Consider the following 17092-nt stretch of genomic DNA (forward strand, 5'->3'; position numbering starts at 1 on the left):
GCTCAAACGTATCGCAACACAAAAACGATTGCGCAGCCAATGGCAATTGCCGTCAGCGTGGCTTCAACCGCGCGTGACGTGCCACTGATCAGATCACCAGACATCAGATCACGAGCCGCATTGGTCAAAGGAACCCCTGGAACCAACGGCATCACGCAGCCAATGATAATGTCATTAACGTCGTTGGCCCAATGCAGCCTAACAAATCCCACGGTCAAAAGCGCAATCACTAAAGAAGCACAAAACTCATTAACAAAACGCGCTTTGGAATGCTTTCCTAAAGTCAGATAGACTTGATAGCTCACCAGGGCAATCACGGCTGCAAACAATGAATCATGGACATTGCCAGTATAAACGATCGTTAATGCCCAGCTAAGCACGCCGGCTGCCACGCACTGAACAAAATCTGAGGTCTGCTGCGGCTGCTGGTCAACTTTTTGCAGTTTTGCATACAGTGTCTCAACATCGATTTCATGAGCAGCAAACTGCCGCGAAAGACTATTGACAGCTGCAACCTTGTTAAGATTCAATTTTCGCTGATGAATATCAATTACCTGAGCGTTTGGCAGGTGTTCGGCGCTGGCAACGATCGCCGTCATCGTTGTAAATGCCTCAAAGTTTTGCAGCTGCGCGCTCAGTGCCATTCGTCGCATCGTGTCATTGACGCGTTCCATGTTTGAGCCGTTTTCGATCAGTAAGCGCCCCGCTAGTAGACACGCGGTAATGGCAAGATTCTTTTTATCCTTGCTTTCCACTTTCAATCATCCATCCTTATTATTGGTGAATTTATCCAGGCAGCAGCTAAAACAACAAAAGGGTTCAATGCATCATGCATTAAACCCGAGCCTTAAGATTTAATTGTCTAGTCCTGCAAAGGCTCTTGATTAACGAAAATATTATGCGAAGCCTTATAGGAAATGCTGAGCTGCTGATCATTATCCAGACATTCAACCAAGATCGGTCCCTCAAATGGTTCGTGTTTGATTACCTTAACCTTGGCATGCAGCTGAAGACCAACCTCATTTAAATAGGTCAGCAGCTCATGATTGTCCAAGAAGCGTTCAATGACGACCGTTTCACCATCCTCTGCATCGGCCAGCAGACGATGACTGACGCTGTCAAACTTGCCATTAGCAGCCGGAATAACGCCACCATGAGGACAGTACTTGGGATGATTCAAAAAGGCATCCAGAGCAGTTGCCAAACGATCGCTGGTATTATGTTCCAAGATCTCAGCTTCTGGATGAACATCAGTCATGCTGTAGTGCAGATCATCAACTAAAAAAGTCTCCCACAGACGATGCTTTCTGACTAATTCAGCAGCATGCTTGATTCCCTCTGGTGTCAGAGCGATCCCATCATATGGCTCATGAGATACCAAGCCTTCCTCCGTCAGCTTGGTGATCATTTCTGTTACTGAACCGGCTGCGATGCCCAATCCCAGTGAAATTTCTTTATTAGAAACCTTTTTATAGCCACCGCCTAGCTCAAAAATTATCTTTAAATAGTCTTCTTTCATTGGGGTCATGTTTTGTACAACTTCCTCCTAAAATATCAGCGGCAGTAAGTGTCGTCGAGCTTTTAACCATGTATTTTTCCATATTGAAACTAATCAGATTATAACATATCATAAAAATGTAATTTGGAATACCTAAATCTATTTTTAGCTTATTTATTTTAAGGCGGGGAGTGATTTTATGGAACGGTCCAACGTTTCCAAACAGCGTTTCTTAATCGTGACGCTGCTTAATGTTTTGATTACCGTTGTCGAGATTATTGGGGGATTGGTATCCGGCAGTCTGGCACTGCTTTCCGATGCCTTTCACAACTTAGGGGACTCGATTTCGATTGTTTTAGGCTACTTTGCCCAAGTCATTTCGGGGCGGCCGGAAAATCGGCGACGTACTTATGGCTACCGGCGAGCTGAGATTCTTTCAGCAATGGCTAACAGTATCTTTTTGATTGTCGTTTCAATCGCGCTGATCATTGAAGCCATTAAACGATTCAGCCATCCCGAACACATCAACGGTCGGATCATGCTGATCGTAGCGATTATCGGGCTGATTGCCAACCTGGTTTCTGCGCAGCTTTTACACAGCGGCAGCCATGACAGTCTGAACGTCAAAGCTACCTACTTGCACGTCTTAAGCGATGCACTGTCTTCAATTGCCGTAATTTTTGGCGGTGTGATCTTAATGTTTTTCAACATCACCTGGCTTGACCCAACCCTGACGATTCTGGTTGCACTCTACATCGCCAAGGAAGCCTTGCCAATCATCAAGCAGACTTTAAGCATTCTGATGCAGTCGTCGCCTGATCTGGACTATGAAGCCATCAAGCATGATCTGATGCAGGTACCAGGAGTCGTAGGCGTCCACCATGTTCATGCCTGGACGATTGACGAACACCGCATCGTCTTTTCAGCACACCTCAACTGCCATGATATGATGCTGAGCGAAGTCGAAAAAATCTATCTGCAGGTTGAAAAAATCCTAAACGACAAATATGACATCAAACACGTAACTTTGCAGGCCGAATGCCAGCGTGGACGTGACGAAGAGCTCTTTAATCCACCGGTTGATCATGACAAGCTGTGCTAATGAGTTTGAGCGGTCCGATCAATAATTTACACGTTTTTTACCAAATTGCTATTGCTTTATCATACCAAGCGTCTATAATTCGGTTCGAGAAATAAGCAAAGACAATCTTTAAGAGGTAAAAAAATGAATACTCAATCAAATCAAGCCATCCAAACCAAGATTTTTGGGCACCGCGGCTACCCTGCCAAGTTTCCGGAGAATTCATTAGCCGGTTTTCGCTATGTGGTTGCCCACCAGATCGATGGCGTTGAATTTGACGTTCATCTGACTTCGGATCGCATTCCGGTTATCATGCACGATGAAACCATTGACCGCACGACAGATGGCACTGGTCGCATCGTTGACTACACGCTGGCTGAGCTGCGTCAGTTCAAGCTGAGCAATGGTGAATCCATTCCAACCCTGGATGAGCTGCTGGACGTATTTGAAAACAAAGACGTCTGGATCAATCTGGAATTCAAGACCGACAACATTGCCTACCAAGACATTGAAAAAATCGTTATGCCAATGGTCAACCAACACCAATTGCTGCATACGGTTATCTACTCATCATTTAATCTGCAGACGTTAAAAAACTGCATGCAGCTTGACGCAACGCAGGACTATAACTGGCTGACTGAAAATGACGTGCCCAAAGCCCAGGAATTCGTAAAAAAAGAGCACCTGCATGGCATTCACCCGCATCATTACCAAGCAACCACCGCTACACAGCGCGTCTGGACCGTTAATGATGATCAAGAGGCCCAGCAGCTGTTTGAAAAAAACGTTGCCGGTATTTTTACCAATCGCTTTGAAGACATGGTTCAATTAAGAAAAAACGTTCAAATCGCTCAATAGTCTCAAATCCTCGTTTCAAAACCTGAGACGAGGATTTTTTGACACAAAAAAATCCGAGATGATAAACATCTCGGATTAGTATAAATTGATCTATCAGAACATCTTACCAACACAGTAGTGAATAATAACGGTAATAATACCAACGATAATATTACGGACGATCGCTACCTTAACCAAGCCATTGCCTAATTTGGAACTGATATATCCGGTCAGCGCACTGGTAAGGATAACTGCCAAAATTACGGCTTCCCAGCGCCAGGCCAACGGTGCCAAGACCATTGCCAAAAGCGGCAACAATCCTCCTGCCGCCGCCGCTGCCAGGGATGAGAAGGCCGCATTCCATGGGTTGAGATAATGTCCCAGCTCAATATCGTATTTAACGCGTACCACCGTCTGCAGCGGCTTTTTGTTCAGTAGATCCTTGGCAATTGCCGTTGCGGTTGCCTCGCTGACCCCTTTTTCCATGTAGTGATCGCGAACTGCGACAACTTCGCTTTCAAAGTCATGCTTGAGCAGATATTCCTCATGAGCAACGGCTGATTTTTCCGTATCCTTTTGCGTAGAGACTGATGCATATTCGCCAGATGCCATTGAAAAAGCGCAGGCCAGCAGATCCGACAGACCAGCGATAAAAATCGTAAATTGATCCGTTGTTGCCGCGGCTACCGAAACCAGCACGCCAACGACCGTCAAGATTCCGTCATTGGCTCCTAAGACACCCGCACGCAGCGTATTGAGCTTTTCTTGCATCGTCTGCTTGGGCTTTTTATTTTGATCCATTTTCACTTACCCCTTTCAACGTGCAAAAAGCTGACCAATCAAGTACGTTACCAGCATCGTCAAAAAACCGGATGCTACATTGCGAATCACTGACTTCCACCGGTTTGACTTACCCAAAACGGCTGCCAGATAGCCAGTAATGATCAAGGCAATCAAAACGGCAATAATCGTAGCGGCAATCGCGATCTCATGCGGAAAGCTCATCACAGCAACCATCGGCAAAATCGAGCCCAGAGGAAACGCGATCAATGAAGCAATTGCTGCTGCATAAGGACTGGTAAATTCCTTGGGATTGAAGCCATAGCGCTCTTGAACGGTCGTAACCAGCGGATCTTCATCCATCAGCTCTTTAGTGGCTTGGTGAGCTAATTTTGGATCAATATCTTGCGCTAAGAACTTATTTTTGACATAGTTGAATTCACGATCATAGTCTTCTGACAATCGTTCCTTTTCTTCAATCAATGCCATCTTCTGCGAGTCTTTTTCAGTAGAAACGGAAACGTACTCACCCATACACATTGAAATCGTGCCAGCCAAACTGCCGGAAAGCCCAGAAATCAAGATTGCATGTGGATTGCTGGTCGCGGCTGCCACCCCAATAACAATTCCGGCAACCGAAATGATCCCATCATTGGCCCCCATTACACTGGCTCGCAGCACATTGATTTTTTGTGCCAGCGACATTTTCTTTTTCATAAGCCAGTCCTCTTTTCTTCTCCTAGTTTAGAATCATTATAACATAGAACTGAGAACCGACAAGCTTTTTATTTTATCAACTAAAACTAAAAGGCAAGCCCGATGCCGCCACCAGCATTCGGCTTGCCTTTTTGATTGCCAAAATATTTTTGATCAGCTGACTATTCGTAGTGAGTAACCTCATCCGTACGAATCACGAAAACCGAAGTTCCCGAATGCTTAACCATGTATGAAGCCTGTGAACCAACCGTATTACGATTGCCGTTTTTACCAATCGAGCCAATAATCAGCAGATCTGGCTTAAATTCAGGAATCACATGATTGCAGATTCGTTCAGCGGGACGATCGCCTTGGTCAACGATCGCCGTGATTTTTTTAGGATCCACGCCATAATCAATCGCAGCCTGCACGTAGTCGTTCAAGCGTTTGCGTAAATCATCTTCCGTACTGTGAACGTAGTCTTTGTCCAGTGCTTGATAAATGTTGACTCGGTTAGTCTCCAAGATCGAAACGATTCCAATCTCAGACCCATCGCGCTTGGCCTTATCAACGGCGTAGGAAAAGGCAGCCCGAGCGTCAGGCGCATCATCAACGCCGACGAGAATCTTTTTAAATTTCTTTGGCTTAATGTCGAACAAACTAACGACTCCTCTCTTAGATAGCAAACCGACGCCACTCGCCGGTACTGACTGATGTTCATTTAACTCATCTATGTCTATGTTACTACATTTACCGACTTTGTAAACTCAATTTTTTAGACAAGCCTAAATATTATTTAATGAATCATAAAATGTTTGCAGGCTATTTAGTTCAATTAATGATTATTAGCGTTATAATAGTTTTGTAAACGTATTCATTTAAGGGAGGTTATTGACATGAACGACCAAGAAACGATTCAAGACTATTGTTATGATGAAGCCGCCTTTGACTACCATGATCGTGCATACATTCCGCTGCAGGTGGCAGACGCACCAGAACAGCCTCTGCGGATTCCAGAAATTTTAAAACCCGATCAAGAAACTGCTACTGATGTTTACTATACGATCACCGCGCAAACCGGCGCCGTTCAGCTCCTGCCAGGCAAAAAGACCGCAACCTGGGGATATAACGGACCGCTGCTTGGCAAAACCGTCATCTTTAAAGATGGACAAACCGTGCACATTCACTATATCAACGACCTGCCCGAAGTAACGACTTTTCACTGGCATGGCCTGGCAATTCCGGGACCGATCGAGGATGGCGGCTGTCACGCTCCCGTCTATCCTGGACAGACGCGCGACGTTGAATTTACGATTCATCAACCAGCTGCCTTTGTCTGGCTGCACGCTCATCCATGTCCGGCCACTGCCGAACAAGTCTGGCATGGACTAGCTGGTGGCGCCATCGTTCAAGACCAGCACGAAGCTCAGCTGCCTTTGCCGCGTAACTATGGCGTCGATGACATTCCGGTTATTCTGCAGGATCGCCGTTTTCACGAGGACAACCAATGGGACTATCGCCAAGACTACGATCCAGATGGTATTTTAGGCCCCACGCCAATGATCAATGGGACGATTAACCCCTACTTCGACGTTACCACGCAAAAAGTAAGGCTGCGTTTCTTAAACGGTGCCAACCGACGTGAATGGCGGCTGCATTTTAGCGATGATCTGCCATTTACCCAAATTGCCGGTGACCTTTCACTGCTCCCTAAACCGTTGAAAATGACCAAACTAATGCTGACGTGCGCCGAACGAGCCGAAATCATCGTTGACTTTGGCAGTTATCGCCCTGGTGATGAGGTCGTGCTCTATTCAGACGATACGCCGCTGCTGCGCTTTAAGATTCACGAATTCAAACCAGATCACGCTGCACTGCCTAATGTCTTATTTGAAACGCCTAATCCGGCTGTAGCTTCTGAAATGCCGATTCACTACGTAACCTTGGATGGAATGGACGAAGCAGTTGCAATGAACGGCAAGAAGTTTAAGATGGATCGTATCGACTATCAGATGCCAATGCATAAGGTTCAGCTTTGGGATATTGAAAACACCAATCACGCACCTGGTATGATTCATCCATATCACATGCACGGAACCGGCTTTGTCACGGTAGCTCGGGATGGGCATGCGCCAAATCCAAACGAGCTGGGGCTTAAAGATACGATTGCCATCAATCCAGGCGAACACGTCCTGCTTAAAGTCTGGTTTGACGTGCCCGGCGTCTTTATGTATCACTGCCACATTCTTGAGCATGAAGACGGCGGCATGATGGCACAATTAAAAGTCGTTGATCCCAAAAATCCCAACAAACAATATCAGTTGATGGATCATATGACCCTAATGCGTGCCTTTGCCGAAGAACGCCATGTGCCATTAAATGAGCTCTGGCTGGGCGGGATGGATTCCTATCGCAAAATGGGTGAAGAAATGTAGCGTATTTCCCGGGAAATTTTGTTTTTTTCCTGCTGATCAGCCAGCTATAAAATTGCCGGAAACAAATAATGGTGCTTGCTCAAGCCGCTAAAACTTGAGTAAGCACCATTTTATTTTAGGAAAAATAGAAGTTCAGGCTACGACTGTCTGATTTTCCATCTGCTTTGACTACTTCAAGACCAAAAAGTACAGCAGCACAAGCAGACCAAGGGCAATCCGGTACCAGCCGAATACCTTAAAGTCATGCTTTTTGATGTAGCGCATCAAGAATTTGATAACGATAATCGATGAGACAAATGCCGTAAGCAAGCCAACCATCATGATCCAAAATTCCATTGAGGTAAACGCCAGACCGAATTTAAGCAGCTTAAACAATGCTGCCCCAAACATGACTGGAATGGCTAAGAAGAAAGTATATTCGGCCGCTACCGTCCGTGATACCCCCAAAAGCAGCGCACCGACAATCGTTGCCCCAGAACGGCTGGTTCCAGGGAAGACAGCGGCAATCAGCTGAAAGAAGCCGATCATAACTGCCATGTTATATGAAATTTCGGCAATTGAATTAACCTTGGCTTTTTTACCCTTGTGCGCCGTTTCAATCCAAATAAAGGCCACCCCAAAAACGATTAAGGCGATTGCGACACTGACTGGGTTGTAGAAAAGCCGTTCGAAAGTATCATTGAAGGCTACCCCGATGATCCCAGCCGGCAGACACGAGATAAAGATCTTCAGCCACATGATCATGATGTCTTTATCAACATAGCGCCAGATGCCTTTAGGTGCAGCAATCCCCACGGCTTGACTGTGATGGAACGGCCAGATGCGCTTCCAGTAGATTACAACGACGGCCATGATCGCCCCTAATTGGATGACGACTTCAAACATGCTGTAAAACGATTTGGACACATCCAATTTAACGAACTGGTCCAACAGAATCATATGGCCGGTACTGCTGATTGGCAGCCATTCAGTGATCCCTTCTACAAGCCCAAAGAAAAAGGACTTGATTAGTTCAATTATCATTAAGTTAAACATCCTTTCAAAAATCGCTGTTTATAATGATAAGCTTTTTTTTCAAGATAATATAGGGCCTTTACCAAAATTTCACATTCTAAAGTCAAATGAGAAGTCGAAATGCTGGTGATCGCCAGTAAAACGATCGGCATGCCGCTCCATAACCAAGCGGCGGTTGCCAAACATCATCCAAAGCGTAACCGCAACAAAGTAGAGAAACTCAATCGTCAGGGCAATCCAATCAGCCAGACTGGTGCTGCCGACGATCGTTTCATGATGCGTTAAGCAAAAGATTGCTGCATCGATAAAGAAATGCATCAGCATCGTCAGCCATAATTGTCCCGTGTATAGATAGACGACGGCCAGGTATAGACCCAGACCAATCGCAAAAATCGCCTGCAGAAGCGTGACGTCCCATTTCTGCACGGCAGCATTTGGCAGGTGCAGCAGACCAAAACAGAGCGCACTCAGGCCCACCGCAATTGGTACGCGCTGCGTCAGATTACGGCAGGCATAAAGCAGCGCGCCTAAAATCCCAAATCGGCAAAGCGTCTCTTCAGCAATTCCTGCTTCCAGAGCCGTCAAGACCAAGCGCCGGTTCCATTGAACGTGAAAATCAAACTGCAGCCAGCCAGTTTGGAAAATGTCAAATGCCACATAAATTACATAAACAGCCAGCAGAACGCTCATTACCCACCAGCTCCAGCCAGTGCCAAACGTTGGTACCAGCCCAGGCCATGACAGATGCCAGGCTCGCATCAAAACCGTTACCGAAACAAAAAATGCCAGGGCACCCCAAAAGCCGGTCCCAATAAACTCCTTAAACAACTGTGGCTGAATAAACTTATCTGGCAAAAAGTACTGCATCATCATCACCGTTGTCATAAACAGATAAACCAAAAAGACGATGCGGGCAATCACGTTTTCCAATTGACCGCCAATCTCACTGGTAAACGGTGCAAACATGATTAGGTAGTATAGCAGCGTTACGGCAATTACGCCTCGTGCCGGCAGATGCAGCCGCACGATGATCTCTCTGGTGACGGTTCCCCACAGCATGATCAGCATGATCGGCTGCAGCATAGTCTGTAAGAACACGTCGACAACCTGCAGCCAGCGCGGTACATGCGTGACAATCGTGATCATCAGCCCCTCTAAGGCAACCAGCGCCAAAATGAATACCAGCAACCGGATCCCGCGCCCCATAATCAAGACGTTCCACCAAGCAACGGCAATCAAGAAAATCAAAGCGCCGACCAGCTGGGCTTGATACCAGATGTGAAGATAGTCTCTCCCTGACATCAAAAAGCCTCCTTAAATAATGAAAAAAACAAAAATAATTACAGTTTTCATGATACCAGAGGGCAGACAATTGATTAAGTCCGGAATCGAAAAAGTCAATTTATTATAATCAAAAAAGCTCGCCATTTAGACGAGCTTTGGTTAATTGCTATTTTTCAGTTACGACTGGCTGCGCGTTTTTCTTGGCCGCCGGACGACTACGCCGACGCGGCCGTGGCTTGTCGCTTTCATTATTGGCAGCACCGTTTTTGGCCTTGTGCTTGGAACGCGAATTAGTCCGTCGTGCGTTATGGTGAACGTCACGCTGCAGATCGCTGCCCTGCCCTTCCTCATCGGCATTCAAAATAGTAACCATCGGAATAATAACTGGCCGCCGCCCCGTCCATTCAAACAAAAGCTTTTGCAGTCGGCTGACGATGGTGCGGTTGATTGCCCGCCGATCAACGTGCTGATGGTTCTTAAACGTATTCAGAATTGCCCAGAAGACTTCATGGTTAGCCGCCTTGATCAGCTCTTGTGATTCATGCATGTAGACGAAGCCTCGCGAAACGATGTCAGGCCCAGCCACGATCTGGTAGTCTTTTAAGTCAACGACGGCAATCGCGGTAACTACCCCTTCTTCAGAAAGCATCCGTCGTTCGCGGATCTCTGGGTTACCAACCGTGTCGCCAGCATCGCGACCATCAATATAGACATCACTGGCCGTTTCGATATGGTCGGCAACGCGGCAGGTATCCTTGGTCAGGGCTAAAACATCGCCATTAGCCAAAACGAAGCTGTGATCCATTGGTACGCCAGTTAGTTCAGCCAGCTTGGTATGAATCTTCTGCATCCGATATTCGCCATGGACCGGTGCAAAGAACTTTGGCTTCATCAAGCGCAGCATCAGTTCTTCATCAACCTGACCACCATGACCGGATGTATGAATATTGTTGACATAGCCATGAATTACCTCGGCACCGTCTTCTTCCAGCTTATTGATCAGAGCATTGACGCTGGTGGTGTTGCCTGGAATCGGATTGGAAGAAAAGACAACCGTATCGCCAGGCTGAATGGCAATCTGCCGGTGCGTGCCATTGGCAATGCGACTCAGCGCGGCCATTGGCTCACCCTGCGAACCGGTACACATGATCATGACCTTTTCTGGCGGGTAGCTGTTGATGTCATTTTGATCAATCAGGGCATCTTCTGGAATGTGCAGATAGCCCAGCTCTTGTCCAGCCGTAATTGCATTCTCCATGCTGCGGCCAAACACGGCAATCTTACGGCCCTGCTTCAAGGCAGCATCACTGGCCTCGCGAAGCCGGTAGACGTTGGAGGCAAATGAGGCAAAGATGATGCGGCCCTTAATTCGCTCAAAGATCCGGCGAATATGAATATCAACCCAGCGTTCAGATTTGGTAAATTCTGGTCGTTCCGCATTGGTTGAATCCGAAGTCAAAAGCAAAACGCCTTCTTCACCAAGCTTGGCCATTTGTTGGAAGTTTGGTCCCGGCAGATGACCAACCGGCGTTAAGTCAAATTTAAAGTCACCGGTTTGAACGATCGTGCCTTGTGGAGTATGAACGGCAACTCCCAAGGTATCCGGAATCGAGTGCGTCGTCCGGAAGAAGGAGACCCACAGCTTTTTAAAGTGCACCGTATCAAACTCATTGATTTCATGCAGCTCGGCATTCTTTAACAGATGTTTTTCCTCCAGCTTGCCACGAATCAAAGACATGGCAAACGGACCGGCATAGATTGGTGCATTGACCTTCTGCAAAAAGAATGGCAGTCCGCCAATGTGGTCTTCGTGACCGTGCGTAATAAAGATCCCTTTAATCTTGTCTTTGTTTTCAACCAGGTAGTCGTAGTTTTGAATAACGTAGTCGACCCCCAGCAGCTCGTCTTCTGGGAACAAGACCCCACAGTCAATGATGATGATCTCATCTTGGAATTGAACACAGTACATGTTCTTGCCGATCTCGCCCAAGCCACCCATCGCATAAAAAGCGACTTCATTATTTTTGATTTTTAATTTGCGCATAATACCTTTCTTTCCTTTGTGTTATTAAATTTCGTCAATTTTCGCAATCCAGAAATCAATGCAAGTAAAAATAGCGCCGTCAAACAGCTGACGTCACGTCTGAATTTGAAAATGAGCAACTCGTATTATTTATCCGTTCAAATAAAACTTAGTTTATTCTAACACATCCTAGAAGGCATTAGTAGTAAGTCGTTTTTGGAAAAATAAAAAGCACGGCTGAGTACCGCGCCATGATTGATTTAATCTTCTTGGGGCAGCTTGGCATGCTCTGACTGCATCCATTCTGCCCAGGTCTTAACTGGTTCACCATCGGCATCAAAGCGCGCCGACAGCTCATTTAAGATCTTAACGTAGCAAGACTTAACCATCGAAATGCTCATTGCAGCCAGTTTGGCAACGGTCAGATAGTTGTTTTCTTCCAGAATCTGATTGATCATCGCCACTGCCTCATCGTCACCGGCCAGCGCGTCAATAATTTCCAGATTGTCCTGCTTGTACTGGCGGACGTAGTACTTGGCAAATGTTTCTAAAGCATTGTCCTGTGCTGCATCGGTCAGCTCATTAAAGCCAAAAGTATCTTCGCTCATGGAAGTCGTCCCCTTTAAAAATAATTTGTACATTACTAGCTTAACACTTTTTACGACTTCTGCAGTTGCCAACCTATTGACGGTTTCGCAGCGTTAATTTAACGTGTCCGGGTCCTTGAACGATTGCAACGACTTCCTTATCTGGCACATCATCCAGTTTTCCAAGATTGATCAGCGTCGCACCAGTCATTTCATCAGTTTCAAAATCCAGCAGCCGATCACCAACAAAATGCTTAAACGACTTAACCATGGTCCGATGCTCTTTTTGTTTTTTGACGGCAACTGGCAGCGTAAAGCCCTCATCTAAAAAATACTTGATACCGGTCACCTGCACCAGCGTCATCAACGTATACTTATGGCTTTTGTTTTGCTGATCCTGCTCTGAAGCAATATAGCCTTTGCGCTCCCAATATCTGATCTGGCTTGGTGAAACGTTGGCTGCTTGCGAAAGCTCGCTCATGCTGATGCGCAGTTTTTCATGAACGAACATCTTGCGGAACTCTTCCGTAATGGGACTCATTTTCTGATTCCTTTCCTATTTTCTATCAATTATAACCATTTTACATTGTAACCTAAAAACACTAATCAATATAATATTTTTAGAGAGTGTCAATAATTTTGTGTACTTTTGAAAATCCTTCTCTGTATGAAATGCTTACTTAAATAAACATGGAATCCAAGGTATCCTTGCTTCCTCGAAATCCACGATGTGCTCGTTCTTCGAACTTGTCATTGTATTCTAGAATTTGAGTTGTCACGAATCGTTGAAGGGCATCCTCATTTGGAAACTGCTCCTTCTGGCGAATTTTCTTCTTCAACTTTTTGTTGAAAGCTTCAATCAAATTTGTTGAGTAAATTGATGCCCGAATGCTTGGCGGAAATTCGTAGAAGGTGAATAAGTTACTTAACTTACCCAATTTTCGCATCTGGTTGCTATATTTGCTTTTCCATTTCAAAATGAAGTTATCTAAAGCTTGTTTTGCTTCTTCAATTGATTCAGATTGGCGAATTTCTTTAAATTCGCTCATCAAATCTCGCATATCGCTTTTTCGCACATGTGATGTGAGATTACGAAGCACATGGACTAAGCAGCGCTGAAACTTAGCATTTGGATAAATTTCTGCAATCACATTTTCGAGCCCAATAAAACCATCGGCGATGAATAACTGAACCTGTTCAATTCCTCGATTGCGTAAACTTTCAAGTAGTTCACGCCATGCTTCACCATTTTCGTTTGGTGCTACCGAGAAGTCTAAGACTTCTTTACCGCCGTCACTACGAATTCCAATCGCGATATTAACCGCTTCGCGCTCAACAGTTCCGCGCTTGAGCGGAATATAAGTGGCGTCTAAGAACACGCAAACATACTGTGAGTGCTTAAAGGTCCTGTCATGAAACTCTTCAACCAAGTTGCCAACTTGCTTAGTAATATTTGAAACGGTAGTTGGTGAATAGTAGTCGCCATACATGCGCTCAACTAAATCAGCGATTTCACGAGTTGTGATGCCTTTGGAATACATTTTAATAATCATCGATTCCAGAGTATCTGTCCGCCGTGAATATGGTTCGAATAAAGCGTTACGAAATTTATTCTTACGATCGCGCGGAACCGTAATATTGATTGGTCCAAATTCAGTATCGATGGTTCGCTGATACGATCCGTTTCTGGCGTTGTCCCCATGAGCGGAACTGTCGTTACGCTCATAGGGTTGGTAGCCTAAGACTGCCGACAATTCTTCTTGAAGTAATGTATTGACGGTTTGTTCCAACTGATTGCGAAAGACATCTTTTAATGATGTTTTAGAGTCAGAAGATAGCGCGTCAAGAATTTCTTTGTTAAACTGGTTCATAGGGAAAGCCTCCGTTTTGATTGTGTTTAGCGATTTAATCATACGGGGAAGGCTTTCCCTTTTTCAATTTAATTTGAAAATTTACACAAAATATTTTACACTCCCTATTTTTAAATATCTTTATCAAGAAATTTGACAAAGATATTTAATTATCATATATTTATAATCGCTTTTAAAAAATCAGTAACTTCAAAGGAGGGCTTTACGTGTCTGCAAATACAGCAGTCGACATCAATGGCAAGCCATACCATCGGAATCTGTTGGTAATGGTAATGCTGATCGGGAGCTTTTGTACGGTTTTAAACCAGACGATTCTGGCCACGGCTTTTCCAACTTTAATGAAGGCCTTCGACATCAGTACGGCAACCGTTCAATGGCTGACAACCGGTTTTATGATGGTTAATGGGATTATGATTCCCGTTTCGGCATATCTCAGCAATAAATTCAATTCAAAATGGCTCTATATCTCAGCGATGACGATCTTTGAGCTGGGTACCATTACGGCTTTTGCAGCGCCTAATTTCGGCACTCTGCTATGCGGCCGTCTGATTCAGGCAACCGGGGTCGGAATCACGATGCCGCTGATGCAAAATATCATGCTGACGATCTTCCCGCCTGAAAAACGTGGTGCTGCCATGGGAATCAACGGTCTGGTAATCGCGTTGGCACCAGCTCTGGGTCCTTCGCTTTCCGGCTGGGTAGTTGACAACTACTCATGGCGGGTACTCTTTGGCATGATCATTCCAATCGTTGCCATCGTGATCTTTGCCAGCTTCTTCTTGATGCAAAACGTTATCAAGACTACCGATCCTACTTTGGACTGGCTTTCACTGCTTATTTCCACGGTTGGTTTCGGCAGTGTCTTGTATGGTTTCTCATCAGTCGGCGACAAAGGCTGGACTGATGCCATCGTCTGGGGCACCATTTTGATCGGCGTCATTCTGATTGCCATTTTGGTATGGCGCCAGAATCGTTTGGAGCATCCGTTCTTGAACTTCAAGGTCTTTAAAACACCGGAATTTGCCCTGGCCACGCTGCTCAGCTCCGTTGTAATGATTGCCATGGTCGGCGTTGAATTGGTCCTGCCGCTTTATCTGCAGATCGTCCATGGCATGTCGGCTTTCCATTCTGGATTGACGCTGCTGTTTGGAGCCATCATGATGGGGGTAATGAGCCCAATTACCGGAAATCTTTTCGACCGCTATGGTGCCCGTCGCTTAGCAATGACCGGGATGTTTATCTTGACGATCGGCACGCTGCCCTTTGCATTCTTGACCCGCGAAACGCCAATCCTCGACGTTGTTTTTCTTTATGCCGTGCGCATGTTTGGGATCTCAATGGTCATGATGCCAGTCACTACTTCCGGTATGAACGCTTTGCCATTCAGCATGATCTCACACGGAACTGCCGTTAACAACACGATTCGTCAAGTAGCCTCTTCAATGGGTTCAGCAATCCTGATCTCAGTCTTGACCAACGTGACGAATTCGCAAAAACCGGTACATTCACTGCTTAAAGCCTCACCGTTGCAGTACAAGTCGCAGATGATCGATGCTACGCTCAACGGCTATCATGCTGCCTTTTGGATTGCGATCGCCTTTGCCGTAATCGGTCTTTTGGCCACTTCGCGACTGGGGAATGGCAATAAGATTCACGCCAAATACGACTCAAATGCCAAGAAAGGAGGCAATGCATAATGATTACCATTATCATGTTTCTCGGCGCCATTGCCTTCTTTGCCGCAATCATGTTCTCACCTAGCAATCGTACCCGTTGGCTGTTGGGAATGATCTCCGGCTTGATCTTTGTGGGATCGACTTTAATGATTACGGCCAACTTCCATGAGCATTGGGGAATGAAACAAGTCACAACGACCAAGACGCAAAAGATCTATTCAACCAGCTCGCAGATGCAGTTGGCGCTCTACCAGCCAGTTGGCACTTCCGGTAAAGACAACGTATACATCTACCAGACCAAGCCCCGGCAAAAAACGCCCCAGCATACGCAGGCCAATGAGTTTACGACCAATCGCCTAGTTTGGACTGATTCAGATCAGGCGACCTTAACCGTCAAAGAGACTCGCTGGCGCTTTAAAAACGACTTTTATAAAGTACTGTTTGCCGGTTCCAAAATGGATGGGAATCTAGTTTCGCGGACCAATACGTTTAGATATCCAAAAACGTTTGTTAAGATTTCAGTCAAACAGGCACAGGCGCTAAAAAAGCAGGCCCAGGCACTGAAATCCCCCGCAGTTCAAGCTCAGTTAAAAACACAAGCGGCCGCCTACGTTACAGCTAGAGTTCAGGCAGCCAAGCAGCAAAATCCTGATCTGACGGAAGCTCAGCTGCAAAAGCTCACCCAACAGGCACAACAGGAATATCAAGCACAGATGATCAAAAAAATGATGGCTGCCAAATAAAAGCAGTCATCGCTTAATCAATATTAAAACGACAGCGTCACATCATATTCGATGTAATGCTGTCGTTTTTTGTTAATATCGCAAAAAGCCTAATCAACGACGTGGCGCTCAAACGGCTGGTCGCTGATGCCTTGTGCCAGAATCTTCTTGCACCATTCCTTGGCAGAAAACAGTGAGTGATCGCGATAGTTCCCACAGCTTTTTTCCGTAGTTCCTTGGACGTCTTCCCACTTGGTCTGGTAGGCAATTTCTTCCAATGAGGACTTCAAGGCTTTAGCAACTTCAATCGTGCTGTGCTCGCCCCAGGTAATTAAATGAAAGCCAGTTCGGCAACCGAATGGCGAACAATCAATCACGCCCGTCAAGCGGTCCCGCAGCAAGCCGGCCAACAGGTGTTCAATCGTGTGCAGACCAGCCGTCGGAATGGCATTTTCGTTTGGCTGAACCAAACGCAGATCGTAATTGCTGATCTTATCGCCTTTAGGTCCTTCTTCAACCGTAATCAAGCGAACGTATGGCGCCTTTACCTTTGTATGATCCAGTGTGAAACTTTCAACTTTAGCCATG

17 protein-coding genes are annotated in these 17092 nt (G+C 45.8%); 5 read left to right on the plus strand and 12 right to left on the minus strand.

All coding sequences use genetic code 11. The features are described 5' to 3' along the window. Window positions 1-2: 2 nt before the first annotated feature. Complete coding sequence (locus H0G69_RS08880) at window positions 3-755, minus strand: threonine/serine exporter family protein (protein WP_034539447.1); 753 nt, start codon at window positions 753-755, stop codon at window positions 3-5. Window positions 756-862: 107 nt separating this feature from the next. Continuing rightward, a complete protein-coding gene (locus H0G69_RS08885; RefSeq protein WP_033934673.1) occupies window positions 863-1528 on the minus strand; it encodes a metal-dependent transcriptional regulator in 666 nt (221 codons plus the stop codon). A gap of 169 nt (window positions 1529-1697) precedes the next feature. On the opposite strand from H0G69_RS08885, the gene H0G69_RS08890 reads away from it, so the two are divergent. Both H0G69_RS08890 and H0G69_RS08895 read left to right on the plus strand, forming a co-directional pair. Further along, entirely contained in the window at window positions 1698-2600 is a 903-nt protein-coding gene (locus H0G69_RS08890; RefSeq protein ID WP_180304729.1) for a cation diffusion facilitator family transporter, read from the plus strand. A gap of 123 nt (window positions 2601-2723) precedes the next feature. After that, window positions 2724-3437, plus strand: a complete 714-nt coding sequence (locus H0G69_RS08895) for a glycerophosphodiester phosphodiesterase (protein WP_056967621.1) — start codon at window positions 2724-2726, stop codon at window positions 3435-3437. 93 nt (window positions 3438-3530) lie between these two features. On the opposite strand, the gene H0G69_RS08900 is transcribed toward H0G69_RS08895, so the two are convergent. The 3 genes from H0G69_RS08900 to H0G69_RS08910 form a co-directional block, all read right to left on the minus strand. Then, window positions 3531-4217, minus strand: coding sequence for a VIT1/CCC1 transporter family protein (locus tag H0G69_RS08900; protein WP_034540744.1), 687 nt, complete (start codon window positions 4215-4217; stop codon window positions 3531-3533). A gap of 15 nt (window positions 4218-4232) precedes the next feature. Further along, the gene (locus tag H0G69_RS08905) at window positions 4233-4913 is read right to left on the minus strand and encodes a VIT1/CCC1 transporter family protein (RefSeq protein ID WP_006500656.1); all 681 of its coding nucleotides are present in this window, start codon (window positions 4911-4913) and stop codon (window positions 4233-4235) included. A gap of 161 nt (window positions 4914-5074) precedes the next feature. Beyond that, the gene (locus tag H0G69_RS08910) at window positions 5075-5551 is read right to left on the minus strand and encodes a universal stress protein (protein ID WP_006500657.1); all 477 of its coding nucleotides are present in this window, start codon (window positions 5549-5551) and stop codon (window positions 5075-5077) included. A gap of 237 nt (window positions 5552-5788) precedes the next feature. On the opposite strand from H0G69_RS08910, the gene H0G69_RS08915 reads away from it, so the two are divergent. Next, a complete protein-coding gene (locus H0G69_RS08915; protein WP_180304730.1) occupies window positions 5789-7327 on the plus strand; it encodes a multicopper oxidase family protein in 1539 nt (512 codons plus the stop codon). A gap of 168 nt (window positions 7328-7495) precedes the next feature. Here the strand turns inward: H0G69_RS08915 and H0G69_RS08920 are convergent, their stop codons facing one another. From H0G69_RS08920 to H0G69_RS08945, 6 genes are all read right to left on the minus strand, one after another. After that, complete coding sequence (locus H0G69_RS08920; protein ID WP_080890455.1) at window positions 7496-8350, minus strand: undecaprenyl-diphosphate phosphatase; 855 nt, start codon at window positions 8348-8350, stop codon at window positions 7496-7498. 81 nt (window positions 8351-8431) lie between these two features. After that, window positions 8432-9643 (minus strand): CPBP family intramembrane glutamic endopeptidase, encoded by a 1212-nt coding sequence (locus tag H0G69_RS08925; protein ID WP_034540738.1) that lies wholly within the window; start codon window positions 9641-9643, stop codon window positions 8432-8434. 148 nt (window positions 9644-9791) lie between these two features. Further along, window positions 9792-11669 (minus strand): ribonuclease J1, encoded by a 1878-nt coding sequence (rnjA, locus tag H0G69_RS08930; protein ID WP_006500662.1) that lies wholly within the window; start codon window positions 11667-11669, stop codon window positions 9792-9794. Window positions 11670-11908: 239 nt separating this feature from the next. Further along, window positions 11909-12256 (minus strand): hypothetical protein, encoded by a 348-nt coding sequence (locus tag H0G69_RS08935; protein WP_006500663.1) that lies wholly within the window; start codon window positions 12254-12256, stop codon window positions 11909-11911. Window positions 12257-12329: 73 nt separating this feature from the next. Then, a complete protein-coding gene (locus H0G69_RS08940) occupies window positions 12330-12776 on the minus strand; it encodes a MerR family transcriptional regulator (protein WP_180304731.1) in 447 nt (148 codons plus the stop codon). 139 nt (window positions 12777-12915) lie between these two features. Beyond that, window positions 12916-14106, minus strand: a complete 1191-nt coding sequence (locus tag H0G69_RS08945) for an IS256 family transposase (protein WP_034539119.1) — start codon at window positions 14104-14106, stop codon at window positions 12916-12918. A 266-nt stretch (window positions 14107-14372) separates the two neighbouring features. Between H0G69_RS08945 and H0G69_RS08950 the strand changes: the two genes are divergently transcribed. Both H0G69_RS08950 and H0G69_RS08955 read left to right on the plus strand, forming a co-directional pair. Continuing rightward, window positions 14373-15803, plus strand: a complete 1431-nt coding sequence (locus H0G69_RS08950) for an MDR family MFS transporter (RefSeq protein WP_240164389.1) — start codon at window positions 14373-14375, stop codon at window positions 15801-15803. Further along, window positions 15803-16525, plus strand: a complete 723-nt coding sequence (locus tag H0G69_RS08955; protein ID WP_180304733.1) for a DUF4811 domain-containing protein — start codon at window positions 15803-15805, stop codon at window positions 16523-16525. Before H0G69_RS08950 ends, H0G69_RS08955 begins: the two co-directional genes overlap by 1 nt. Before the next feature lie 89 nt (window positions 16526-16614). Here H0G69_RS08955 and H0G69_RS08960 read toward each other — a convergent pair whose 3' ends face one another. Then, on the minus strand, window positions 16615-17091 hold the full coding sequence (locus H0G69_RS08960; RefSeq protein ID WP_180304734.1) for an S-ribosylhomocysteine lyase: 477 nt from the start codon (window positions 17089-17091) through the stop codon (window positions 16615-16617). Window position 17092: the final 1 nt, after the last annotated feature.

This window comes from Limosilactobacillus mucosae (assembly GCF_013423865.1).
In the GTDB taxonomy this organism is placed as follows: domain Bacteria; phylum Bacillota; class Bacilli; order Lactobacillales; family Lactobacillaceae; genus Limosilactobacillus; species Limosilactobacillus mucosae.